Annotated in this window: 17 protein-coding genes; 11 read left to right on the top strand and 6 right to left on the bottom strand. The window is 65.9% G+C overall.

Features of this window, described 5'->3' with window-relative positions:
* Positions 1-102 precede the first annotated feature (102 nt).
* From ACJMKZ_RS07755 to ACJMKZ_RS07765, 3 genes are all read right to left on the bottom strand, one after another.
* Positions 103-1,158: a 2-oxoacid:ferredoxin oxidoreductase subunit beta gene (locus ACJMKZ_RS07755; protein WP_405232615.1), complete on the bottom strand. Its 1,056-nt coding sequence runs from the start codon at positions 1,156-1,158 to the stop codon at positions 103-105.
* A 103-nt stretch (positions 1,159-1,261) separates the two neighbouring features.
* Complete coding sequence (locus tag ACJMKZ_RS07760; RefSeq protein WP_405232616.1) at positions 1,262-3,070, bottom strand: 2-oxoacid:acceptor oxidoreductase subunit alpha; 1,809 nt, start codon at positions 3,068-3,070, stop codon at positions 1,262-1,264.
* 97 nt (positions 3,071-3,167) lie between these two features.
* The gene (locus ACJMKZ_RS07765) at positions 3,168-4,979 is read right to left on the bottom strand and encodes an FAD-dependent oxidoreductase (protein WP_405232617.1); all 1,812 of its coding nucleotides are present in this window, start codon (positions 4,977-4,979) and stop codon (positions 3,168-3,170) included.
* 209 nt (positions 4,980-5,188) lie between these two features.
* On the opposite strand from ACJMKZ_RS07765, the gene ACJMKZ_RS07770 reads away from it, so the two are divergent.
* From ACJMKZ_RS07770 to ACJMKZ_RS07805, 8 genes are all read left to right on the top strand, one after another.
* Positions 5,189-6,241 (top strand): nitrilase-related carbon-nitrogen hydrolase, encoded by a 1,053-nt coding sequence (locus tag ACJMKZ_RS07770; protein WP_405232618.1) that lies wholly within the window; start codon positions 5,189-5,191, stop codon positions 6,239-6,241.
* A 96-nt stretch (positions 6,242-6,337) separates the two neighbouring features.
* Entirely contained in the window at positions 6,338-6,610 is a 273-nt protein-coding gene (locus ACJMKZ_RS07775) for a c-type cytochrome (RefSeq protein WP_405232619.1), read from the top strand.
* 258 nt (positions 6,611-6,868) lie between these two features.
* Positions 6,869-7,138 (top strand): c-type cytochrome, encoded by a 270-nt coding sequence (locus ACJMKZ_RS07780; protein WP_405232620.1) that lies wholly within the window; start codon positions 6,869-6,871, stop codon positions 7,136-7,138.
* Positions 7,139-7,265: 127 nt separating this feature from the next.
* Complete coding sequence (locus tag ACJMKZ_RS07785; protein ID WP_405232621.1) at positions 7,266-8,537, top strand: coproporphyrinogen III oxidase family protein; 1,272 nt, start codon at positions 7,266-7,268, stop codon at positions 8,535-8,537.
* 135 nt (positions 8,538-8,672) lie between these two features.
* The gene (locus tag ACJMKZ_RS07790; RefSeq protein WP_405232622.1) at positions 8,673-10,634 is read left to right on the top strand and encodes a hypothetical protein; all 1,962 of its coding nucleotides are present in this window, start codon (positions 8,673-8,675) and stop codon (positions 10,632-10,634) included.
* Between the two features lie 143 nt (positions 10,635-10,777).
* Entirely contained in the window at positions 10,778-12,181 is a 1,404-nt protein-coding gene (locus ACJMKZ_RS07795; RefSeq protein ID WP_405232623.1) for a cytochrome c3 family protein, read from the top strand.
* A 75-nt stretch (positions 12,182-12,256) separates the two neighbouring features.
* Entirely contained in the window at positions 12,257-13,024 is a 768-nt protein-coding gene (locus tag ACJMKZ_RS07800; protein ID WP_405232624.1) for an SDR family oxidoreductase, read from the top strand.
* Positions 13,025-13,028: 4 nt separating this feature from the next.
* Positions 13,029-13,430 carry a hypothetical protein gene (locus tag ACJMKZ_RS07805; protein WP_405232625.1) on the top strand — a complete coding sequence of 134 codons (402 nt, stop codon included), beginning with the start codon at positions 13,029-13,031 and terminating at the stop codon, positions 13,428-13,430.
* A 69-nt stretch (positions 13,431-13,499) separates the two neighbouring features.
* Here the strand turns inward: ACJMKZ_RS07805 and ACJMKZ_RS07810 are convergent, their stop codons facing one another.
* From ACJMKZ_RS07810 to pip, 3 genes are all read right to left on the bottom strand, one after another.
* Entirely contained in the window at positions 13,500-15,032 is a 1,533-nt protein-coding gene (locus ACJMKZ_RS07810; RefSeq protein ID WP_405232626.1) for an acyl-CoA synthetase, read from the bottom strand.
* Positions 15,033-15,143: 111 nt separating this feature from the next.
* A complete protein-coding gene (locus ACJMKZ_RS07815; RefSeq protein ID WP_405232627.1) occupies positions 15,144-16,487 on the bottom strand; it encodes a dihydroorotase in 1,344 nt (447 codons plus the stop codon).
* A gap of 14 nt (positions 16,488-16,501) precedes the next feature.
* Positions 16,502-17,464, bottom strand: coding sequence for a prolyl aminopeptidase (gene pip, locus ACJMKZ_RS07820; RefSeq protein ID WP_405232628.1), 963 nt, complete (start codon positions 17,462-17,464; stop codon positions 16,502-16,504).
* A gap of 107 nt (positions 17,465-17,571) precedes the next feature.
* Here pip and ACJMKZ_RS07825 point away from each other — a divergent pair, with 107 nt between their 5' ends.
* The 3 genes from ACJMKZ_RS07825 (at position 17,572) to ACJMKZ_RS07835 (ending at position 23,115) form a co-directional block, all read left to right on the top strand.
* Entirely contained in the window at positions 17,572-19,194 is a 1,623-nt protein-coding gene (locus ACJMKZ_RS07825) for a peptide ABC transporter substrate-binding protein (protein ID WP_405232629.1), read from the top strand.
* Positions 19,191-20,213: a histone deacetylase family protein gene (locus ACJMKZ_RS07830; RefSeq protein ID WP_405232630.1), complete on the top strand. Its 1,023-nt coding sequence runs from the start codon at positions 19,191-19,193 to the stop codon at positions 20,211-20,213. The genes ACJMKZ_RS07825 and ACJMKZ_RS07830 overlap by 4 nt, the downstream gene beginning before the upstream one ends.
* A 136-nt stretch (positions 20,214-20,349) precedes the next feature.
* Positions 20,350-23,115 carry a M16 family metallopeptidase gene (locus ACJMKZ_RS07835; RefSeq protein WP_405232631.1) on the top strand — a complete coding sequence of 922 codons (2,766 nt, stop codon included), beginning with the start codon at positions 20,350-20,352 and terminating at the stop codon, positions 23,113-23,115.
* The last annotated feature ends 59 nt before the right edge of the window (positions 23,116-23,174 follow it).

Below are 23,174 nucleotides of genomic sequence, written 5' to 3' on the forward strand. Positions count from 1 at the left end.
GCGCGCTGGGCAACAATGGGCATATAGGAGGGGCCGTAGGAGCGGCTGTAGGAGGGGCTTTAGCCCCGATTCACAAGCCCCGGATCGGGCCTGAAGGCCCTCCTACATCCATTTTTGCTGGAGCTTTTTCAGCGTCTCGGCGCCCGGGCCGAGTTTCTCGTAGGGGATCGAGTTCAGCGGCTGCTCCACCGTGTTGCCGACGGCGTGCATGTCGCCCTTGCGCTCGTGGATATAGAGCAGGCCGGTGACCACCTCGCCCCGGTTGGCGTGGTCGCGCAGGAAGGAGAACGCCTTGGCGCGGCTGGTGGGGTCGTATTCCTTGTCCACCTTCTTCAGCACGACGCGGCTGCCGTCGTGGAGTTCCACGGGCATGGCCTCGCCTTCCTCGTAGGCCGTCTTGATCTCCTCCGCCGGCGGGATGAAATCCGTGCCCACCACCTGGTGATAGTACTTGCGGGTGTGCGAGTAACTCTTGGTGGAGCCCACGTGGTCGTTGAAGGTCACGCAGGGGCTGATGACGTCCAGCAGCGCGAAGCCCCGGTGGGTGAGGGCACCCTTGATCAGCGGCACCAGCTGCGTCTTGTCGCCGGAGAAGCTGCGGGCGATGTAGGTGGCGCCGGTGGCGAGCGCCAGCAGGCACGGATCGATGGGCGGCTGCTGGTTTTCCTCGCCCTTCTTGGCCTTGGAGCCCACGTCCGCCGATGCCGAAAACTGGCCCTTGGTCAGGCCGTACACGCCGTTGTTCTCGATGATGTAGCACATGTTGAGATTACGACGGATGGAGTGGGTGAACTGGCCGAGACCGATGGACAGCGAGTCGCCGTCGCCGGAGACACCCAGGTACACCAGGTCCTTGTTGGCCGCGTTCGCGCCGGTGGTCACGCTGGGCATACGCCCGTGCACGGAGTTGAAGCCGTGGCTGGGCCCGACAAAATAGGCGGGCGTCTTGGACGAGCAGCCGATGCCGCTCATCTTGCCGAGCCGATGCGGCGGGATGGAGAGTTCGAACACCGCCCGGATGATGGCGTTGGTGATGGAGTCGTGGCCGCAGCCCGCGCACAGCGTGGAGACGGTGCCCTCGTAGTCGCGCTCGGTGAGCCCGAGGTCGTTGCGCGGCAGTCGCGGATGGGCGACTTTGGGTTTGGGTATGTAGCTCATAGCGGTTGCCTCGATGGGCATGTAGGAGGGGCTTCAGCCCCGATTCGTTAGCCCCGATTCGTTAGCCCCGGATCGGGCCTGAAGGCCCTCCTACGTGGGTTGTTCACGCGGCCTCGTTCTTCTCCCGGTCTTCCCGGATGCGGTCGACGACGAAGCCGGCGTTCATCGGCATGCCGTTGTAGTGCAGCACCGGCACGAGCTTCTTCTGGTCGATGCCCGCATCGAGGATCAGCAGGGAACGCAGCTGCGCGTCCCGGTTCTGTTCGACCACGTAGACGCGATCGTGTTTCGCGATGAAGTCCTTCACCGCCTCGCCGAACGGGAAGGCCTTCACCCGGCAATAGTTGAGCTTCACACCCTCTGCCGCCAGTCGCTCCACCGCCTCGTGGACGGCCGCCTCGCCGCTGCCGACGGTGAGCACCGCAGTCCGGTTGAACTTGGAGTACTCGATGACCGGTTCCGGCACCATCTCCCGCGCCGTGTCCCACTTCACCAGCAGCCGGTCCACCACGTCCTGGTACTCGTCGGCGTCCTCGGTATAGCCGCCGTACTTGTTGTGGCCGGAGCCGCGGGTGAAAAAGCTGCCTTTCGGGTGCTCGCCGGGCAGCGACCGGTACGGGATGCCGTCGCCGTCGGTGTCCAGGTAACGATGGAATTTCTCGATCTTCTCCAGGTCCTCGGCATGCAGCACCTTGCCGCGGTCCGGCTGGTAGGACTCGTCCCAGCTCAGCTCCGGCACCATCCAGTCGTTCATGCCGATGTCGAGATCCGACAGCACCATCACCGGGGTCTGCAGCCGCTCGGCGAGATCGAAGGCCACCGGCGCCATGGTGAAGCACTCGTGGGGGTCGGCCGGGAACAGCAGCACGTGCTTGGTGTCGCCGTGGGAGGCATAGGCACAGGACAGGATGTCGGACTGCTGCGTGCGCGTGGGCATGCCCGTGGACGGCCCGGTGCGCTGCACGTCGAAGATCACCACCGGCAGTTCCGCGTAGTAGGCGAAGCCGATGAACTCGTTCATGAGCGAGATGCCGGGCCCGCTGGTCGGCGTGAAGGCACGGGCACCGTTCCACGCCGCGCCCAGCACCATGCCGATGGCGGCGAGCTCGTCCTCGGCCTGCACGATCAGGTAGTTGTTCTTGCCCGTTTCCGGGTCCACGCGCAGCTGCTTGCAGAAGCGGCTGAACGCGTCCATCAGGGAGGTGGACGGCGTGATGGGGTACCAGGCACCCACGGTCGCACCGGCATAGACGCAGCCGAGTCCCGCAGCCGTATTGCCGTCGATGACCACGTGCCCCTTCGTCTTGTCCATCTTCTCCACGGTCAGCGGCAGCGGACAGGGGAAGTTCTGCACCGCGTAGTCGTAGCCCAGCTTCACCGCCTCCATGTTGGAGTCCGCCAGCGCCGGCTTCTTCGCGAAGGTGTCGGCGAGATTACTGCGGATGATGTCCAGGTCCAGGTCGAGCAGTGCGGCCAGCGCGCCGACGTAGGCGATGTTCTTCATCAGGATGCGCGCCCGCGCGCCCTCGAAGTGCTCGTTGCACATCTTCGACAGCGGGATGCCGATCACCGTGACGTCCTCGCGGTCCAGAAGCTTCGAGCGGGGCCAGGTGGAGTCGTAGATGAGGTAGCCGCCCGGCTCCACCTCGGCGAGATCCTGCGCGTAGGTCTGGGCATTCATCGCCACCATCACGTCGACGTGGCCCGCACGGGCCTTGTGGCCGGCGCCGGTGACGCGCACCTCGTACCAGGTGGGCAGTCCCTGGATATTGGAGGGGAAGTAATTCTTGCCGACCACCGGGACGCCCATGCGGAAGATGGATTTCATCAAGAGGCCGTTGGCGCTGGCGGAGCCGGTGCCGTTCACGGTCGCGATCTTGATCACGACGTCGTTGACGCGTTTGTCGGTCACTGCATACCTCGATGGGCCTGTAGGAGGGGCTGTAGGAGGGGCTTTAGCCCCGATTCCCTAACCCGGATCGGGCCTGAAGGCCCTCCTACCTCTCTGTTCATACCGCCTTGTGAAGCCGAGGTTTTGCCCGCGCGGCCTCGTCGCTCGCATGGGGGATCAGGATCTGGGACTTCTGCATGTCCCAGGCGCCCGTGGGGCAGCGCTCGGCGCAGAGGCCGCAGTGCACGCACAGGTCTTCGTCCTTGATCATCACGCGCCCGGTCTGTGGCAGGGCGCCGGAGACGAAGAAGGGCTCCTCCAGGTTTTCGGCGGGCGGCGTCAGACTCTGGCGCAACTCCTCCTCGCTGCCGTTCGGGGTAATGGCCAGGCAGTCCACCGGGCAGACGTCGATGCAGGCGTCGCACTCGATGCAGAGCTTGTCGATGAATACCGTCTGAATGTCGCAGTTCAGGCAGCGCTCCACCTCGGCCAGCGTCTGCTCCGGGGTGAAGCCCAGCTCCACCTCAATGTCGATCTTCTTGAACCGCTCCGCGAGATCCACCGCCGGCATCAGGCGGCGCTCCGCAGGATTGTAGTCGTTGGAGTAGCTCCACTCGTGGATGCCCATCTTCTGGCTGATGAGGTTCATGCCGTCGGGCAGGCGATCCTCGACGTCCTCGCCCTGGCAGTACTTGTGGATGGAGATGGCCGCCTGGTGGCCGTGGGCGACGGCCCAGATGATATTCTTGGGCCCGAAGGCGGCGTCGCCGCCGAAGAAGACTCCCGGCCGGGTGGACATCATGGTGGTCTCGTCCACCACCGGCGCGTCCCACTGATTGAACTCCAGGCCGACGTCGCGCTCGATCCAGTCGAAGGCGTTCTCCTGGCCGATGGCGAGGATGACGTCGTCGCAGGGGATGAAGATTTCCTCCAGCACCGTGCCCCGGTCGATGCGGCCCTGCTCGTCGACCTGATACTCCATCAGATCGAATTTCATGCCGGTGAGCCGGCCGTCCTCGATCACGAACTGCTTCGGCGAATGGTTCACGAGGATCTCGACGTTTTCCTCCTCGGCGTCCTCCAGTTCCCAGTCGGAGGCCTTGAAGTAGCCCCGCGGCTTGCGGGCCATCACCTTGACGTCTTTCGCGCCCAGCCTGAGCGAGGTGCGGCAGCAGTCCATGGCGGTGTTGCCGACGCCGATGATGAGCACCCGTTCCCCGATCTCCTCGGTGTGCTTGAAGGCCACGGACTCCAGCCACTGGATGCCGATATGGATGCGGTCGGTGTCGTAGCGGCCCGGCAGCTCGAGCTCCTTGCCCTTGGGCGCGCCGGTGCCGACGAACACGGCGTCGAAGCCGCCGTCGTCCAGCAGGTCCTTGAGGCTGCCGATCGGGTGGTTCAGTTTCAGATCGACGTCCATGTCCAGGATCATGCCGATCTCCTCGTCCAGCACCTTCGGCGGCAGCCGGAACTGGGGGATGTTCGTGCGCATGAGCCCGCCGGTCTCGTCCAGCGCCTCGAAGATGGTGCACTCGTAGCCCAGGGGGGCGAGGTCGTTGGCCACGGTGAGCGAGGCACAGCCGGCACCGACCAGCGCCACCTTCTTGCCGTTCTTCTCCGCCGGCGCCTTCGGCAGCCGGTCGGCGATCTCGTCCTTGTGGTCGGCGGCGACCCGCTTCAGCCGGCAGATGGCCACCGGCTTCTCCTCCACCCGGCGCCGCCGGCAGGCCGGCTCGCAGGGCCGATCGCAGACGCGGCCGAGGATCCCCGGGAAGACGTTCGACTCCCGGTTGACCATGTAGGCATCCGAGAAGCGGCCCTGGGCGATGAGACGGATGTATTCAGGGACGTCGGTATGAGCGGGACAGGCCCATTGGCAGTCCACGACCCGATGGTAGAAATCGGGGTTTGAGGTGTCGGTCGGCTTCATTTCCTGTGGTGTGAGTCTCTCCCCCGGAGAGGAAATCAGCACCCTTGCACCGTGTAGGTGCGAAGAGTACTAGAGGCAGCGGAAATCGCAATGCTTTTCATTACTTTCGTGACACGCGTCATACGATTTCTCCACTGCCGGCGCCCGCCGGGAACGGCAGGCGGGGCCTTCGGCTACACTCTGCGCTTCGCGGGACCGGAGACAGACGGGTGAGCGAACGCTATACCGCCCTCGCACTGCAGATGGGCACCGACTGCGTGAACGGCTGCACGGACCGGGCGTCGGCCCGGGAACGCATGCAGTCGAATCTGGCCAGCGCACGCCGGCTGATCGCAGGCAGCAAGGCCTTCATCAGGCAGTTCGCCGGTACCGACGTGCGCCTGGTCGTTCTGCCCGAGTATTTCCTCACCGGGTTCCCCATGGGCGAGACCGTGGCCGAGTGGCGGGACAAGGCGGCGCTCGCGCCCGACGGCCCGGAGTACGAAGCGCTGGGCGAGATCGCGCAGAGCTTCGGCGTCTACCTGGCCGGGAACGCCTACGAGCAGGACGAGCACTTCCCCGCCCTGTTCTTCCAGACCTGCTTCGTCATCGACCCGTCCGGCGACGTAGTGTTGCGCTATCGCCGGCTCATTTCCCTGTCCGCGCCCACGCCGTGGGACGTCTGGGACCGTTACCTGGACGTCTACGGCCTGGAGGCCGTGTTCCCCGTCGCCCGCACCGAACTCGGCAACCTCGCCGCCATCGCCTCGGAGGAGATCCTCTACCCGGAGATCGCCCGCTGCCACGCCGTACGTGGCGCCGAAATCTTCCTGCATCACACCAGCGAGGTGGGCAGCCCGGCACTGACGCCAAAGGACGTGTGCAAGCGGGCGCGGGCCGTGGAGAACATGGCGTACGTGATCTCGGCCAACTCCGCGCGGCTGGGGGAGATCCCCATCCCGGCAGAGTCGTCGACCGGTATGTCGAAGATCATCGATCACGGCGGCAGGGTGCTCGCCGAAGCCCCACCTTCCGCGGAGAGCATGGTGGCCCACGCCGGCATCGACCTGGCGGGGCTGCGCGAGGCCCGGCACCGCGCCGGCATGAGCAACCTGCTCTCGCGCCAGCCGCTGGAACTCTACGCCGAGGCCATCGCCGGCATTCGTATGAGGCCGAAGAACCGGCTGCTCCGCGGCGGGGAGGTCATTGAGCCCGGCCGCGGCGAACTCGCAGCAATGCAGCAGGAGGACATCCTGCGCCTCGCCGATGAGGGCGTTCTCTAACCTGAATCGAAGCTGAACGTTCGGCGGATATTTCTTTTGACCGGCGACGCTACCGCGCTATTATCTCCGCAGGTTCGAAAAAACTGGAGCCTCACCATGAGAAAACTGATTGCGCTTTTTGCTCTTCCCCTGGTCTTCTTCGGCACTGCCGCTCTGGCAGACGGCCATATGGAGGTCGGCAAGGCAAAGTTCGAGGCCGTTTGCGCAGACTGCCACTACGAGGACGATTTCGCCGGAACGCCCAAGGACGAGATGAAGTCCATGATCAAGGCAGTTTCCGCCGGCGAGGTGGAACACGACGAGGATCTGTCCGGCCTGACGGACGAGGAGATCAGCGGCCTGGCCGCCTACTTCTCGAGCTTCGAATAGTCTGATCCGCCACGGGATTCCCCCGTGGCAGCGGGACACGGCCAGAGGCCGGCGGCGTCCAGCGTCGTCGGCCTTTTTGCGTCCGCCGGCGATACGGCGCCGCGGAAACTACGGATTGCCGCGGCGTGCCCCGGCAGGGAATCTTGTCGCGCCCCGGCTGGCTGAATGCCGGCTGAACAACGCAAGAATATTGTCTTTATGCGGCAATAGAGGCGCGTTAGGATTGACACGACCCCAGAGGAAAGTGGAGGACCCACGATGAGGAAGATTTGGATCGCGATGGCCGCGCCGCTGATGTTTTTCGGCACCGCCGCATATGCCGGCGGCGACGCGGAAGCCGGCAAGGCCGTGTTCAACGACCAGGGCTGCGCCGATTGCCACTACGAGGACGACTTCGCAGGTATCCCGAAGGACGAGATCAAGACGATGATCACGGAGGCGGCAGCCGGTGATCACGATCCGGACCTGTCCGTCCTGAGTGAAGAAGACATTGCCAACGTAGCCGCATACTTCGCCAGCTTCGAGTGAGCGGACACCGGGCGGCACGCTAAGCGCCGTCCGGTCAGTGTTAATGGCGGGGCCGACGGTGCTACCAGAGCCGTCGGCCCTTTTCATTTTCGAAGCCCCGGCAGAGTGCACGGCCGAAAGATGATCGATGCAATCGCTACTCACCCACGTTCTGCGGCGCATCAACCGCCGCTACATGAGCTTCGAGCGGGCGCCGGTTAACAACGCGCTGCCGGAGCCCAAGCCGGACAGGACGTATCTGCTCTACCTGCATATACCCTTCTGCGAGGTACTGTGCCCGTTCTGCCCGTTCCACCGGGTCGAGTACCAGCACGAGCGGACCGCCCAATACTTCCGGGTGCTGAGGGACGAGATCCGCCGCGCGACCGATCACGGCTACCGCTTCGGCGAGGTCTACGTGGGCGGCGGCACGCCCACCGTGCTGCCCGAGGAACTGGCAGAGACCATTGCGTTGGTGCGCAGCCTGCACCCGATCGGCCGTGTTTCCGTGGAGACCAATCCGGACGACCTCGCCGACGAACGGCTGCCGATGCTGCGTGACGCCGGCGTCAACCGGCTGTCGGTCGGCGTGCAGAGCTTCGACGACGCCCTGCTCCGCGCGATGCAGCGTTACGAGAAATTCGGCAGCGGCGCGATCATCCGGGAGCGCCTTGCCGCGGTCGACGGCGTGTTCGACACGCTGAACGTGGACATGATCTTCAATTTCCCGAACCAGACCGACGAGCATCTCAACCGGGATCTGGAGATCCTGACCGACGAACTGGGCGTAGACCAGGTGTCCTGGTATCCGCTCATGACCGCCCATGCGACCCGCAAGACCATGGCCAGGCACATCGGCGAGGTGGACTTCTCCCGCGAGAGCGCGCTCTACCACCACATCGCGGCGCACATGATGAACGCCGACTACGAACGTTCGTCCGCCTGGTGCTTCTCCCGCTCCGGCATGATGATCGACGAGTACATCACCGAGCAGGAGGAATATCTCGGCCTCGGCAGCGGCGCCTTCAGCTACCTGGACGGCACCCTGTACGCCAGCACCTTCTCCATCAACCACTACCTGCGCCTGGTGGAGGCCGGCGGTACCGGTATCGTGCGCAGCCGGCGCATGGGCGAGCGCGACCAGATGCGTTATTACCTGTTGATGTTTCTGTTCAGCGGCTCGCTCGACGTCCGCGATGCCGAAGAGCGGTTCGATGGCCGCTTCCGGCGGGTGCTGCGGCCGGAACTCGCGGGCCTGCGGCTGATGGGCGCGGTGCGGCGCGTCGGCAACACCCTGCGACTGACCGAGCGGGGCTATTACCTCTGGGTCATGATGATGCGCGAGTTCTTCATCGGGGTGAACAACTTCCGCGACGAGATGCGCCACCAGATCCACGACGAGCATCGGCTGGTCGCCTGACGCCCGGAACCCCGGATCCGACTGCGGCAAACCCCGATTGCTGCACTGCACCCAAGCTGGTCTCCTTGTACGCGGAGAGTGGTACCAGTCGAGCACGGTGCCCGTCGCCGGGTGACCGTGCGAAAGGATGTCGCAATGGAAACCTCGGTCTCGAGGATCAAGTTCCTCGCCTTCGCCTCGGCCTTATTCCTCTGCCTGCCGCTGCTCGCCGGCGCCCAGGACGACCGCCCGATCAAGTGCACCGGCTGCCACAAGAAGGTGGAGGTGACATCGACGGCCCACGCGGACGTCGACTGCCAGTCCTGCCACAGTAACGTTACGAGCCGTCGCCACCGGGCCGAGGATCTCGCCGATCTCTCCGGCGACGCCATCTGCGCCCAATGCCATCGCATCACCAGCCGCGCGCTGGACCGCAGCGTGCACGCCGGCAACGCCGGCTGCCTCGATTGTCACGGCGCCGCACACGACATCAAGGGTGTCGACGAAAGCGACTCGGCCGTTACGGCAATCCACCAAATCCAGACCTGCGGCGGCTGCCACCGCAGCCAGGAGGGCCTGATAGAGGGTTATCTCGGCTCGGTGCACGGGCATGGTCTCCTGGATTCGGGGCTCGTGAGTGCGCCCGCCTGCAGTGATTGCCACGGCGATCATCGCATCCTGCCGGTCCATGACGAGAAGGCGCCGACTTCGCATACCCACTCACCTGAGATGTGCGGCGATTGCCACGCTGGTGTGCTGAAAACCTGGGTGGCCGGGAGTGCCCACGGCAAGGCGTGGGAAGCCGGTGACGATCAGGCGCCGGCATGCACAGACTGCCACAATTCCCATGCGATCGACGACCCGGTGCATGCGGGACCCCGGCTGCACATGCCGGACGAGTGCGGCGACTGCCACGGTGAGCTATACACCAGCTACCGGAACAGCTTCCACGGCAACTTCACCCGCCTCGGACTGGTGACATCGGCCACGTGCTCTGACTGTCATACGCCGCACACAAACCTGCCGGCCGACGATCCGCGCTCGAGCATCCATCCGGATAACCTGGACGAGACCTGCGGAGCCTGCCACGAGGGTGCATCCGCGGCCTTCTTCCAGATCGACCCCCACAACGACCCGACAGACCCGGAGGACAACGCCTACGTCTTCTATGTGTACACGTTCATGATGGCGCTCCTGATCGGCGTGTTCGCATTCTTCGGCGCGCACGACCTGCTGTGGCTGCAGCGCACGTTCGTAGGCACATTGCGCGGCGAGTTCCGGGAGATTCCCAGGTATTCGACCAAGGGGGACTACGTGAAGCGGTTCCCGGGCATCTACATCGTGATGCACCTCGTAATCATCGTGACTTTCCTGATGCTCGCGATCACGGGCCTGCCGCTGAAATTCGATACGGCGCCGTGGGCGCAGACACTCATGGATATCCTGGGCGGCGTCGAGTCGGCACAGATCATCCACCGGATCGCTGCGATCGGCACCTTCGGCTACATGCTCTTCCACCTGATCCACCTCGGTATCCGGGTGGTGCTGAAGCACGAGCGCGGGTTGTTCTGGGGACCGGAATCGATGGTGCCCCAGGGGCGTGATATGAAGGACCTCTGGGCCAACGTCCGCTACTTCCTCTACCTCGGGCCGCACCCGAAAGAGGACCGCTGGACCTATTGGGAGAAATTCGACTACCTGGCGGTTTTCTGGGGCGTGATGATCATCGGTCTGTCCGGCCTGATGCTCTGGTTCCCGGCATTCTTCACCCAATTCCTGCCCGGGTGGACGATTAATGCGGCGCTGGTGATCCACAGCGACGAAGCCCTGCTCGCGACCGGCTTCATCTTCGTATTCCACTTCTTCCATACGCATCTGCGGCCCGAAAGCTTCCCGATGGATCCGGTGGTGTTCCTCGGCCGCATGCCGCTCGATAAGTTCAAGGAAGAGCGGCCGAAGGAATACCAGCGCATGGTCGAGAAAGGCACGCTGGAGCGCAATCTGCGCCATCCGCCCACCCGCGAGGAACTGATGTGGGTCTACTTCGTCGGCTTCATGGCGCTGACCATCGGGCTGGCGCTTGCCGTGTTCATCTTCTGGGCCCTGCTGACCCACTGAGGCAGGAGCGAAGCCCCGGGAACACGCAAACAAAACTGCGGAGAACCCCTACTTCCAAGGGGGACACGGTGCCGTAGCATGTGCGCATGCTGCGGCCCGTGAGTCTGCGGCCGTGCAAATCACCCTGTTTTCTGGATACCGATATGTCGCGACATTTCTTTGCCTCCATCACACGGAACTGGATCAGCCTGGTCGGCGTTGCCATAGCGCTCGTCTCCCTGACATTGATCGTCACACTGTTCGTCGTGGAGTCGATCAGCCACGAGAGCGGTCCCTATCTCGGCATATTGACCTTCCTGGTTTTGCCCGCCTGCATGGCGATCGGTCTGCTCCTGGTGCCGATCGGTATCTACTTCGAACGCAAGTCGATGCGGGAACACCCGGAGCACCCGGAGCACGGCGCATTCCCGATCATCAACCTGAACACGCCGCGAACACGCGGCGCGCTGCTCGTCTTCCTCGGCCTGACGGTCCTGAACATCGTGGTGCTCGCCGGAGCCACCTACAAGGGTGTCGAGGTGATGGAGTCCGTCGAGTTCTGCGGCATGGCCTGTCACAGCGTGATGGCGCCCGAGTACACCGCGTACCAGCGTTCGCCGCACTCGCGGGTGACCTGCGCCGAATGCCACATCGGCCCCGGCGCGGACTGGTTCGTGAAATCGAAGCTGGACGGCACCTGGCAGATGATCTCGGTGGCGCTCGACCTCTACTCCCGACCCATCGAGACACCACTGCATAACCTGCGCCCGGCGCGGGAGACCTGCGAGCAGTGTCACTGGCCGACGAAGTTCCACGGCGACAAGCTGAACGTGCGAACCGTTTACGCCGACGACGAGCAGAATACGGAGCTGAAGACCGCCGTACTGGTCAAGGTGGGCGGGGCCAACGGCCGGGAGTCCGAGGGAATCCACTGGCACACGGACCCGGATAACGAAATTCGCTTCCGCTCGGATGAGACCCGCGAGGATATCTACGAGGTACGTCTCAGCCAGGAGGACGGTACCGAGAAGGTCTGGATCGATGCGGACGCACCCGAGGGAGACGGCGTCTGGCGGACGATGGACTGCGTCGATTGCCATAACCGGCCGAGCCACCAGTACCGGCTGCCGGGAGAGGAGGTGGATGAGGCGATGCATGAGGGACGCATCGAGAAGTCACTCCCCTACATCAAGCGCGAGGCGGTCCGGATTCTCGACCAGAAATTCAATAGTCACGAGGAAGCCCGCCTGACCATCTCCACGGAACTGCGCTCTTTCTACGAGGCGAACTACCCCAAACTCGCGAAGGATCGGGCCGTGGCCATCCAGCAGGCCGGGAAGGCACTGGGCGATATCTACTCGGTGAACGTCTTCCCCAGCATGAAGATCTGGTGGAACACCTACCCGGACCATATCGGACACCAGGAGACGGAAGGCTGCTTCCGCTGCCATAACCGGGAGCTGAAGACGGTGGAGGGCGACCGGATCACGCGTCGTTGCTCGACCTGTCACAACGTGCTGGCCAAGGAAGAGAAAGACCCCGAGATTCTGACGACCCTGCAGAAATAGCAGTCCGGGACTACCAGGGCCCGTCATGCGGTAGCATGGCGGGCCTTTCTGTTTCCCGGCACAAAAGGAGCGACGATGGACAATCTCTTCGACCTCTCGGGCCGCGTGGCGGTGGTCACCGGCGGCTCCCGCGGCATCGGCCGCATGATCGCCGAAGGCTTCGTGCGCTGTGGCGTGCGCACCTACATCACCGCCCGCAAGGCGAACGCCTGCGAGCAGGCGGCGAAGGAGATGAGCGAGCACGGCGAGTGCATCGCCCTGCCCCACGACCTCTCCACGCTGCAGGGCATCGATGCCTTCGTCGCCGACGTCCATTCGCGGGAGGATCACCTGGACATCCTGGTGAACAATGCGGGCGCGGCGTGGGGCGAGGAATTCGACAAGTTCTCCGAGGAAGGCTGGGACAAGGTGATGGACCTCAACGCGAAGTCCCTGTTCTTCCTCACCCAGCGCTGCGCGCCCATGCTGCGCAAGGGCGGCGCCGGCGACCGACCGGCGAAGGTCGTCAACATCGCCTCCATCGACGGCCTGCGCACGCCGGACCTCGAGACCTATTCCTACGTCACCAGCAAGGCCGGCGTCATCCACCTGACCCGCCGGCTGGCGAAGCGCCTGATCGCGGACAACATCTGCGTGAACGCCATCGCACCCGGCGCCTTCGCCAGCGACATGAATATCTGGGCGCGGGACAACCCGGACGTCGTCAGCCAGCACATCCCGGCGCGGCGGGTGGGCACCGCCGAGGACATGGCCGCCGCGGCCATCTTCCTGGCCGCCCGCTCCGGCGACTATCTGGTGGGCACCACCCTCACCGTCGACGGCGGCGTGACGTTCGCGAGCTGAACCGGTGTACGTCAACCTGCTGATCGCGCTGGCCCTGGGGCTGGCCTACGTGCAGCTCACGACCTATGCGGCCATCTGGGTGCCGGTGCCGTTCGCCGACCGGGCGCTCGCCTTCGAGGGCGGCATCTACTGGGCCCAGGCGCTGTGGCAGATCTTCCTGACGGCGCTGCTGGCGGTCTGCGCGGGTTATCTGATCACACGGCTGAAGCCCCGACACCTGGCGGCCCATACGGCCATGTTTCTGATCCCGAGCCTGGCTGCGGCCGGCTGGGCCATCGGCACCCGCGGCAACTACACCGGCGCCGCCTTCTGGGCCAACCTCAGCACCTACGCGGCGCAGGTCGTGCTGCCGGTGCTGGCGGTGATGGTATGGGGGAAGGCGACGGGGTCTCGCGAAGGACGGTAGGAGGGGCTGTAGGAGGGGCTTTAGCCCCGATTCATTTAGACAATCGGGCCTGAAGGCCCTCCTACAGTGTCAGCCCAATTCTTCACGCAGCTCGAATTTCAGCACCTTGCCCGCCGGGTTGCGGGGCAGCGCTTCGACGATGTGCAGCCTGAGCGGCAGCTTGTAGCGGGCCAGCTTGCCGTCGGCGAAGTCCCTCAGCTCCTCCAGCGTGAGTTCCGCGCCCTCGCTCAGCGCCACCACGGCCGTGACGGCCTCGCCCCACTTCTCGTCGGGCAGGCCGATGACGGCCACCTCTGCGACGGCCGGATGCTCGTAGAGCACGCCCTCCACCTCGGCGGGGTACACGTTCTCGCCGCCGCTGATCACCATGTCCTTGACCCGGTCGCTGATGAACAGGAAGCCGTCTTCGTCCAGGTAGCCCGCGTCGCCGGTGTGGAACCAGCCGTCCTCGTCGATGGCCTCCGCGGTGGCTTCGGGCCGGTTCCAGTAGCCTTTCATGACGTTGGGTCCGCGGTAGAGGATCTCGCCCACTTCACCCGGCGCCAGGCTGTGGCCGTCGGCGTCCGCGATACGCAGTTCGCCGAACAGGCCCGGCTTGCCGGCGGAGCCGAGCTTGTCCGCCGTGTACTGGGACTTCAGGAAACTCACCAGCGGGGAGGTCTCCGTCAGCCCGTAGCCCTGGTCCAGATTCACGCCGCGGTTGCCGTAGATCTCCAGCAGTGACTTCGGCACCGGCGCGGCGCCGACCACCAGCGAGCGCAGGCTCGAGAGATCCGTGTCGGCGAACCGGGGCTGCTGGGCCATGAACAGGAACATGGCCGGGGCACCGAACATGGTCGTGCAGCGGTAGCGGGCGATGTCGTCCAGTGCCTTGCCCGGGTCGAAGGCCCGGTGCAGCACCACGCAGGCACCCACCTGCATGGCGAGCAGCGTGGTCACATTGAGTCCGCCGATGTGGAACAGCGGCGCCGCGGTGAGCGTGATGTCGTCCGGGTTGGAGGACAGCGCGAAGGCGGCACCCACGTTGTTCCAGAGCAGGTTGCCGTGAGTGAGCATGGCGCCTTTCGGACGACCCGTCGTGCCCGAGGTGTACATGATGACGGCGGTGTCGTGGGGCGCCGCGGCGATGTGGCCCGGATACGGTGCGGCGTTCGCCAGCAGCCCCTCGTAGTCCTCCCAGCCGCCGGCGGCATTCTCCGCGCCGATGTAGCGCCGCACGCAGAGCGACTCGCGCACGGGCTCGATGACCGGCCGCAGCATGTCGTCCGCGATCAGCGTATGCACGCCGGCGTCGTTGATGATGAACTCGAGTTCGGGCCCGGTCAGGCGAAAGTTCAGCGGGACGAAAACCGCGCCGAGGGTCGCCGCCGCCAGCAGGGTCTCCAGGAACGCGGGATGATTGACGCCGAGATAGCCCACCCGGTCGCCCTGGCACACGCCCCCGTCCTGCAGCACGGCGGCCACGCGGCGGATGCGATCCACGAACTCGGCGTAGGTGTACTCCGTCTCCTCGAAGACGATCGCGCGATTGCCCGGGTCCAGTTCCGCGCGTCGCAGTATGGTCTGGGCCAGACTGTAGTCGACCTGTGGCAAGTGCAGCATGGTCCCTCCCCCGCCGTGCTGAAAAGCTGAGCGCAGCATGATAGGGGGCCGGCGCCCGGCCGGCAATCAGCCCCGGACGATGTGGGAATCAGGGACGGCCGGCGAAGCGGGCTAGCGGGTCGGCGGGCCGAAGCTCATGCGCTGGCCGGCCGGATCCCCGACGATGCGGCCGTCGTCCCAGACGACGCGGCCGTTCACCAGGGTCGTGCGGATCCGGGAGCGGAAGGTCACGCCCTCGAACGGCGACCAGCCGCACTTGTAGAGCACGTTGTCCGCCGACACCGTCCACGGATCGTCCATGTCGACGATGGCGAGATCGGCGTAGTAGCCCTCGCGCACGTAGCCGCGATGCTGCACCCCGAAGATATCGGCGATGGCGTGGCTGGTGCGGTCCACCACGAACTCGAGGCTGTAGCGGCCCTCGTGCACGTGCTCGAACAGGCTCGGCAGCGCATGCTGCACCAGTGGCAGGCCCGCCGGCGCGCCGAAGTAGGCGTTCTCTTTCTCCTCCGCCGTATGCGGCGCATGGTCGGTGGCCACCACGTCGATGCGGCCGTCGGCCAGCGCCTGGCGCAGCGCATCCCGGTCCTCCCGGCGCTTGATGGCGGGGTTGCACTTGATGAGCGTGCCCAGGCGCTCGTAATCCGACTCGTCGAACCAGAGATGGTGCACGCAGACTTCCGCGGTCACATGCTTCTCGCCGCGGGGCGCCGTCGAGAACAGCTCCATCTCTTTCGCGGTCGTCAGATGCAGCACGTGCAGTCGGGTGCCGTGACGCCGCGCCAGGTCCACCGCGTAGCTGGACGACTTGTAACAAGCCTCCGCCGAGCGGATGTGGGGATGCTCGCTCATGGGCACGTCGTCGCCGTATTTCTCCTTCGCGGCGGCCTCTGCCTCCCAGATCATCGGCGAGTCCTCGCAGTGGGTCACCACGATCACCGGCGCGTCGCGGAAGATGAGATCCAGTGCGTCCGGATCGTCCACCAGCAGGTTGCCGGTGGAGGCGCCCATGAACACCTTGATGCCGCAGGCGGTTCCCGGCGCCAGCGCACGGATCTGGCTAATGTTGTCGTTGGTGGCGCCCAGGTAGAAGGCGTAATTCGCACGCGACCGGCCGGCCGCACGGTCGTACTTCTCCTCCAGCGCGGCGATGGTCGTGGTCTGGGGGTCGACGTTCGGCATCTCCAGGTAGCTGGTGATGCCGCCGGCCACGGCGGCTGCCGACTCGGTGGCGATGTCGCCCTTGTGGGTGAGGCCGGGTTCGCGGAAATGGACCTGGTCGTCGATCATGCCGGGGATCAGGTAGCGGCCGCCGGCGTCCAGCACCTCGGTGCCGGCGCCGGCCTCGATGGAGGCGGCGATCTTCTCGATGCGCTCGCCGTCGATCAGTACGTCGGCGTCGCGGATCTCACCCTCGTTGACGAGGCGCGCGTTGGTAATCAGCAGTTTTTCCATGATTCGGACCAGGTTCAGGCGAAGGCATCCGTGGCGTTAACGAGTTCGTGGACGTTTCCCGGCTCGAAGGCCGAGTGGCCGGCGTCCGGCGCGATGCGCAGGCGTGCCTCGGGCCAGGCCCGGTGCAGTTCCCAGGCGCTGGTGGCCGGGCAGACGACATCATAGCGCCCCTGCACGATGACGGCAGGGATGTTGCGGATGCGGCCCACGTCGCGCAGCAGCTGGCCGTCCTCCAGGAAGCCGCCGTTGACGAAGTAGTGGCACTCGATCCGCGCCATCGCCAGCGCATGCGCGGCCTCGCCGAAATCCGACACCAGCGCCGGGTCCGGGATGAGGCAGCTCGTCGCCCCCTCCCACATCGACCAGGCTCGCGCCGCCGCGAGGCGTTCCTCCCTGTGCTCGCCGGTGAGACGCCGGTAGTAGGCGCCTACCAGGTCGTCGCGCTCGCGCTTCGGTATGGGTTCGAGGAACTTCTCCCAGCGGTCCGGGAAGAGTTCGCTGGCGCCGTGCTGATAAAACCAGAGAATCTCCTTGCGCCGCAGCAGGAAGATGCCCCGCAGTACGAGTTCGGTGACCCGCTCCGGGTGCGCCTGGGCGTAGGCGAGCGCCAGCGTGCTGCCCCAGGAGCCGCCGAATACCTGCCAGCGCTCGATGCCGAGCGCGGCGCGGATGATCTCGATATCGCCCACGAGGTGCTGCGTCGTATTGTGCTCCAGGCTGGCATGGGGGCGGCTGCGGCCGGCGCCGCGCTGGTCGAACAGCACGATGCGGTAGACGTCCGGGTTGTGGAAGCGGCGCATCTTGGCGGAGAAGCCGCCGCCGGGGCCGCCGTGCAGCAGCACCACCGGCTTGCCGCGCGGGTTCCCGCATTCCTCGTAATACAGCTCGTGGCCGTCGCCGACGGCGATCGTGCCGGAATGGTTGGGTTCGATGGCGGGATAGAGCTCCCGCCGGGGCGTATCTCGGGCCATGTCCATGGCCGGATTATGGGCACCGCCGGCACGGATTGCCACGTGCGGGCCGCGTTGCCCCGGGCGGGCGGCTTTGCCATCATCGGCGCGTTCCCCACCGGACCGTATTTACCATGCCGAGACTCCTCACCCTCCTGGCGCTGGCCTTCCTGGCCGCCGGCTGCGGCGATCGCGCGCCGGACGGCTCGCGCGTCGCCGACGAAGGCGTCACATTCCACCGGGGTAACGGCGCCGAGCCCGCCACGCTGGACCCCCATCGTGCCGAAGACAGCGCCTCCTTCGAGATCCTGCGCGACCTCTATGAGGGCCTGACCACCGGCACGGTCGAGGCGAAAGTCGTGCCCGGCACCGCGGAGTCCTGGGAGGTGTCGCCGGACGGCCTGACCTGGACCTTCAAGCTGCGGCCGGACGCCGCGTGGTCCAACGGCGATCCGGTGACGGCGGCGGATTTCGTGGCGGGTTTCCGCCGCACGGTGAACCCGGCGACGGCCTCGACCTACGCCCAGGTGCTGTTCCCGGTGAAGAACGCCGAGGCCGTCAACCGGGGCGACCTGCCCCCCGAGGCACTCGCCGTCTCGGCGCCGGACAAGCTGACCTTCGTCGTGGAGCTCGGCGCGCCGACGCCCTATTTCCTCTCGCTGCTGACCCATTCCGCCACCTATCCCCTGCACCGGGCGAGCTTCGCGGTCCACGGCGAGGACTTCGCGCGGGCCGGCAACATGGTCTCCAACGGCGCCTACGCCCTGGACCAGTGGGCGGTGAACTCCTTCGTCCGGCTGCGGCGCAATCCCGACTACCACGACGCAGAGAACGTGCAGATCGACACGGTCTACTACTACCCCATCGAGGAGCACAGCGCCGAGCTGCAGCGCTACCGGGCCGGAGAGCTGGACTTCACCCAGTCCGTGCCCAACAACCAGTACGACTGGATCAAGGCCAACCTGGGCGACGAGCTGCACGTCACGCCCTATCTCAGCACGTATCTCTTCGTGCTGGACCTCACCGAACCGCCCTTCGACGACGCCCGGGTGCGCCAGGCCCTGGCCATGGCGGTGGACCGGCAGACGCTGGTCGAGAAGGTGCTGGGCGGCGGTCAGCAGGGCGCCTGGGGTCTGGTGCCGCCCGGCGTCGACAACTACGCCTCAGCCGAGTACGAGTGGAGGGACTGGCCGGAGGAGCGGCGCCTCGCCGAGGCCCGACGGCTGTACCGGGAGGCGGGCTACTCGGCCGACAACCCGCTCGAGGCGCGCATCCTGTACAACACGAGCGACAACCACAGGAAGATCGCGGTGGCCGTGCAGGAGATGATCCGCTCGGCGCTGGGCGCCGACATCACTGTGGTGAACCAGGAGTTCAAGGTGATGCTGGAGACCCGCAAGGAGCCCTCGCGCTGGGAGATCCTGCGCTACGGCTGGACGGGCGACTACAACGACCCCTACACGTTCCTCCAGATCTTCCGCTCCGACAGCCCGCAGAACCCGGCCTGGTACGCCAACCCGCGGTTCGACCGGCTGCTCACGGAGGCCTCGGAAGAGATCGACATGGAACGCCGCGCCGAACTCCTGCGCGAGGCCGAGCGCCTGCTGATCAACGACTATCCGGCGATTTTCGCCTACTTCTACGTGGCACGGCACCTCGTGAAGCCGTGGGTGCGCGGTTACCGGGCGAACATCATGGATCACAATTATTCACGGCATTATCGCGTCGAGAGGCCTGTGCCGGAAAGCGCCGAATGATCACGGTCTATTCGGATCGCCACCGGCTTCATCACGGCCGCGGCGAACTGAACGACGGCGCACTGGTGCCGGTCTTCGAGCGCCCCGAGCGGGCCGATGCCGTGCTCGAACGGGTACGTGAGGCCGGGCTGGGCGAGGTCATCGAGCCGGATGCGTTCGGCGATGCGCCGCTGGCCCGCGTGCATACGCCCCGCTATCTCGACTTCCTGCGGTCCGCCTGGCGAGAGTGGCACGCGCTGCATGGGGACACCGATGCCCTGCCGCTGGCCTGGCCGGCCCGGGGCCTGCGCCGGATCGAGCCGGACCATATCGACGGCCGTCTCGGCTATTACTCTTTCGATGCCGGCACGCCGATCACCGAAGGCACGTGGGCGGCCGTCAGCGCCGGCGCGGATATCGCGCTGACCGCCGCGGCCCGGGTCGCCGGCGGTGAGCGCGGCGCGTTCGCCCTGTCCCGTCCGCCCGGCCATCACGCGGGCGCCGACTATTTCGGCGGCTACTGCTACCTGAACAATGCCGCGATCGCCGCCGCCCACCTCCTGGAGCGGGGCGCGCATCGGGTCGCGATCCTGGACGTGGACTACCATCACGGCAACGGCACCCAGGAGATCTTCTACGGCAGGGCGGACGTGCTGTTCTGCTCCATCCACTGCGACCCGCGGCAGGAATATCCCTACTTCCTCGGCCATGCCGACGAGACCGGCCGCGGCGACGGCGAGGGCTGCAACCTGAATCTGCCGCTGGCACCCGGCAGCGACTGGGCCGTGTGGTCCGGGGCCCTCGCCCGCGCGCTGGACGCGACGCGGCGCTACGCCCCCGACGCCCTCGTCGTCTCGCTGGGCGTCGATACCTACGAGCGCGACCCGATATCGGCCTTCCGGCTGCGCACCGACGACTACCCGCGGCTCGGCGAACGCTTGGCCGGGCTAGGCCTGCCGACGGTCTTCATCCTGGAGGGCGGCTATGCGGTGCCCGAGATCGGCGACAACGTCGTCAACGTACTGCAGGGCTACGGCTAGGCTTTCGCGGCAGCCATCCGGGAACCCCCGGGCGGGTCGCCTGTCGGAACAGGGGTCGGCACAAGACCCTGGGCCGCGCAATTCGATTTGCTAGAATGCGCGCCCTTCCGAAGCACCCGAGAGAAGAAGGCAGACCATGAATCTGATCACACCCCTCGGCCGGGGGCTCGCCGCCCTCGCCCTGTCCCTGTCCGCGCTGGCCGTGCAGGCTGCAGCGCCGGCAGCGGACATCGACGTCCCCTATACCGAATTCACGCTGGACAACGGTCTCACGGTGATCGTCCACGAGGACCGCAAGGCCCCCATCGTGGCGGTGAACGTCTGGTACCACGTCGGCTCGAAGAACGAGCCGGAGGGAAAGACCGGCTTCGCGCACCTGTTCGAGCACCTGATGTTCAACGGCACCGAGAACTACGACGGCGAGTATTTCGTGCCGTTTCAGAAGGTAGGCGCCACCGACCAGAACGGCACCACCAATTTCGACCGCACCAACTACTTCCAGAACGTCCCCTCGACGGCCCTGGACCTGGCGCTGTGGATGGAGTCCGACCGCATGGGCCATCTCCTCGGCGCAGTGGACCAGGACAAGCTCGACGAGCAGCGGGGCGTGGTGCAGAACGAGAAGCGCCAGGGCGAGAACCAGCCCTACGGCCAGGTCTACAACCACATCTTCCGTAATCTGTTCCCCGAGGGTCACCCCTATCAGTGGCTGCCCATCGGCTCCATGGAGGATCTGAACGCGGCCAGCCTGGAAGACGTGCAGGAGTGGTTCAGGACCTATTACGGCCCGAACAACGCGGTCATCGTGATCGCCGGCGACGTCACTCCGGAAGTGGCCCGCGAGAAGGCCGAGAAATACTTCGGCGACATTCCGCCCGGCCCGCCCATCGCCAAGTTCGAAGCCTGGTCGCCGAAACGCGAGGCCGATGCCCGGGAGATCATGCAGGACCGAGTCCCCCAGGCCCGCATCTACAAGAACTGGGTGGGGCCCAACTGGAGCCATCCCGATGCGGAACTACTGAGCCTCGCCGGCAGCGTCCTCTCCTCCGGCAAGACCTCGCGGCTCTACAAGCGGCTGGTCTACGACGAGCAGATCGCCACCGCGGTGGACGCCACGCCGTATTTCGCCGAGATCGCCGGCGTGATCGGCCTCGAGGCCACCGCCCAGCCCGGCGGCGATCTGGCCGCCATCGAGAAGGCGCTGGACGAGGAGCTGGCCCGCTTCCTGAAGGAAGGCCCGACCAGGGATGAGCTCGAGCGGGCGAAGACCCAGTACATCGCCGGCTTCGTGCGCGGCATCGAGCGCATCGGCGGCTTCGGCGGCAAGTCCGACATCCTGGCGCAGAATGCGGTTTACGCCGACGACCCGGACTTCTACAAGGTCTCGCTGGCCCGCATCGAGGAGGCCACGCCCAGGGCCGTGATGGAAGCGGCCCGGCGCTGGTACGACGCGGGCTCCTACACCCTCGAGGTACACCCGTTCCCCGAGTTCGCGGCCAGCGGCGAGGGCGCCGAGCGCAGCGACGGACCGCCGATGCCGGACGAGTTCCCGTCGGTGGCCTTCGACGAATTCGAGCGCGCGACGCTCGACAACGGCATGGAGCTGATCGTGGCCAACCGGGACGCCGTGCCGGTGGTCAACTTCACGCTGATGCTGGACGCGGGCTATGCCTCCGACCAGTTCGGCGAGCCCGGCACGTCCAGCCTGGCCATGTCCATGCTGGACGAGGGCACGAAGCGGCGCGATGCGCTCGCCATCTCCGAGGAGCTCTCGCGCCTCGGCGCGAACCTGGGCGCCGGTTCCAACCTGGACATGTCCACCGTCTCGCTGAATGCGCTGACCGCGAATCTGGACGAGTCGCTGGACATCTATGCCGACGTCATCCTGGACCCGTCCTTCCCAGAGGCCGACCTGGCGCGGCTGAAGAAGCAGGTACGCGCACAGATCCAGCGCGAGAAGGTGACGCCGGTGTCGATGGCCCTGCGCGTGTTCCCCGAGCTGATGTACGGCGAAGGCCATGCCTACAGCCTGCCGCTTACCGGTTCCGGCACGCTCGAGTCGCTGGAGCGGATCGATCGGCAGACGCTGGTCGACTACCACCGCACCTGGTTCCGGCCGAATAACGCCACCATGATCGTGGTGGGAGACACCACCATGGAGAGCATCCGCCCGAAGCTCGAGAAGCTCTTCCGTGACTGGGAGCCGGGTTCCGTGCCGGTTAAGAACGTGGACGCGGTGGCCCAGCGGCCGGAGGAGAAGATCTACCTGCTCGACCGGCCGGACTCCGAGCAGTCCATCATCTTCGCCGGCCACATCATGCCGCCGAAGGCCAACCCGGACGAGTTCGCCATCGGCGCCATGAACAACGTGCTCGGCGGCGACTTCTCCGCGCGGCTGAACATGAACCTGCGCGAGGACAAGAGCTGGTCCTACGGAGCCCGCACGCTGATCCTGGACGCCGCCGGTCCGCGGCCCTTCCTGGGCTATGCGCCGGTGCAGACGGACAAGACCGCGCCGGCCATGGCCGAGATGCGGCGCGAGATGGTGGAGATCGTCGGCGAACGGCCGCCCACCGAAGACGAACTCGCGCGCGTGCTGGACGACAACACGCTGTCGCTACCGGGCCGCTGGGAGACCGCCGGCGCGGTCGCGGGCTCGCTGGTGGAGATGGTTCGTTTCGGCTACGACGACGACTACTGGGACACCTACGCCGAAAACGTGCGCGGCCTGTCCCTGCAGCAGGTGAGCGAGGCCGCCGACGACTACGTCAGGCCCGACAACCTCATCTGGGTGGTCGTCGGCGATCGGGCGAAGATCGAAAGCGAGATCCGGGCTCTGGAGATCGGCGAGATCGTCCCGATCGATGCCGACGGCAACGTCCTCGCAGACCAGGGCACGTAATCGACCATGTAGGAGGGGCTTCAGTCCCGATTCATTAGTGGGTCGGGCCTGAAGGCCCT

The sequence above is a fragment of the Lentisalinibacter salinarum genome (genome assembly GCF_040706555.1).
Lineage (GTDB): Bacteria > Pseudomonadota > Gammaproteobacteria > Steroidobacterales > Woeseiaceae > Lentisalinibacter > Lentisalinibacter salinarum.

What these genes read in the sequence shown, in the direction of transcription:
- ACJMKZ_RS07795 (WP_405232623.1), top strand. Translation starts at nt 10,778, where the DNA reads ATGTCGCGACATTTCTTTGCCTCCATCACACGGAACTGGATCAGCCTG.
- ACJMKZ_RS07790 (WP_405232622.1), top strand. Translation starts at nt 8,673, where the DNA reads ATGGAAACCTCGGTCTCGAGGATCAAGTTCCTCGCCTTCGCCTCGGCC.
- ACJMKZ_RS07835 (WP_405232631.1), top strand. Translation starts at nt 20,350, where the DNA reads ATGAATCTGATCACACCCCTCGGCCGGGGGCTCGCCGCCCTCGCCCTG.
- ACJMKZ_RS07765 (WP_405232617.1), bottom strand. Translation starts at nt 4,979, where the DNA reads ATGAAGCCGACCGACACCTCAAACCCCGATTTCTACCATCGGGTCGTG.
- ACJMKZ_RS07815 (WP_405232627.1), bottom strand. Translation starts at nt 16,487, where the DNA reads ATGGAAAAACTGCTGATTACCAACGCGCGCCTCGTCAACGAGGGTGAG.
- pip (WP_405232628.1), bottom strand. Translation starts at nt 17,464, where the DNA reads ATGGACATGGCCCGAGATACGCCCCGGCGGGAGCTCTATCCCGCCATC.
- ACJMKZ_RS07780 (WP_405232620.1), top strand. Translation starts at nt 6,869, where the DNA reads ATGAGGAAGATTTGGATCGCGATGGCCGCGCCGCTGATGTTTTTCGGC.
- ACJMKZ_RS07825 (WP_405232629.1), top strand. Translation starts at nt 17,572, where the DNA reads ATGCCGAGACTCCTCACCCTCCTGGCGCTGGCCTTCCTGGCCGCCGGC.
- ACJMKZ_RS07800 (WP_405232624.1), top strand. Translation starts at nt 12,257, where the DNA reads ATGGACAATCTCTTCGACCTCTCGGGCCGCGTGGCGGTGGTCACCGGC.
- ACJMKZ_RS07755 (WP_405232615.1), bottom strand. Translation starts at nt 1,158, where the DNA reads ATGAGCTACATACCCAAACCCAAAGTCGCCCATCCGCGACTGCCGCGC.
- ACJMKZ_RS07830 (WP_405232630.1), top strand. Translation starts at nt 19,191, where the DNA reads ATGATCACGGTCTATTCGGATCGCCACCGGCTTCATCACGGCCGCGGC.
- ACJMKZ_RS07810 (WP_405232626.1), bottom strand. Translation starts at nt 15,032, where the DNA reads ATGCTGCACTTGCCACAGGTCGACTACAGTCTGGCCCAGACCATACTG.
- ACJMKZ_RS07785 (WP_405232621.1), top strand. Translation starts at nt 7,266, where the DNA reads ATGCAATCGCTACTCACCCACGTTCTGCGGCGCATCAACCGCCGCTAC.
- ACJMKZ_RS07775 (WP_405232619.1), top strand. Translation starts at nt 6,338, where the DNA reads ATGAGAAAACTGATTGCGCTTTTTGCTCTTCCCCTGGTCTTCTTCGGC.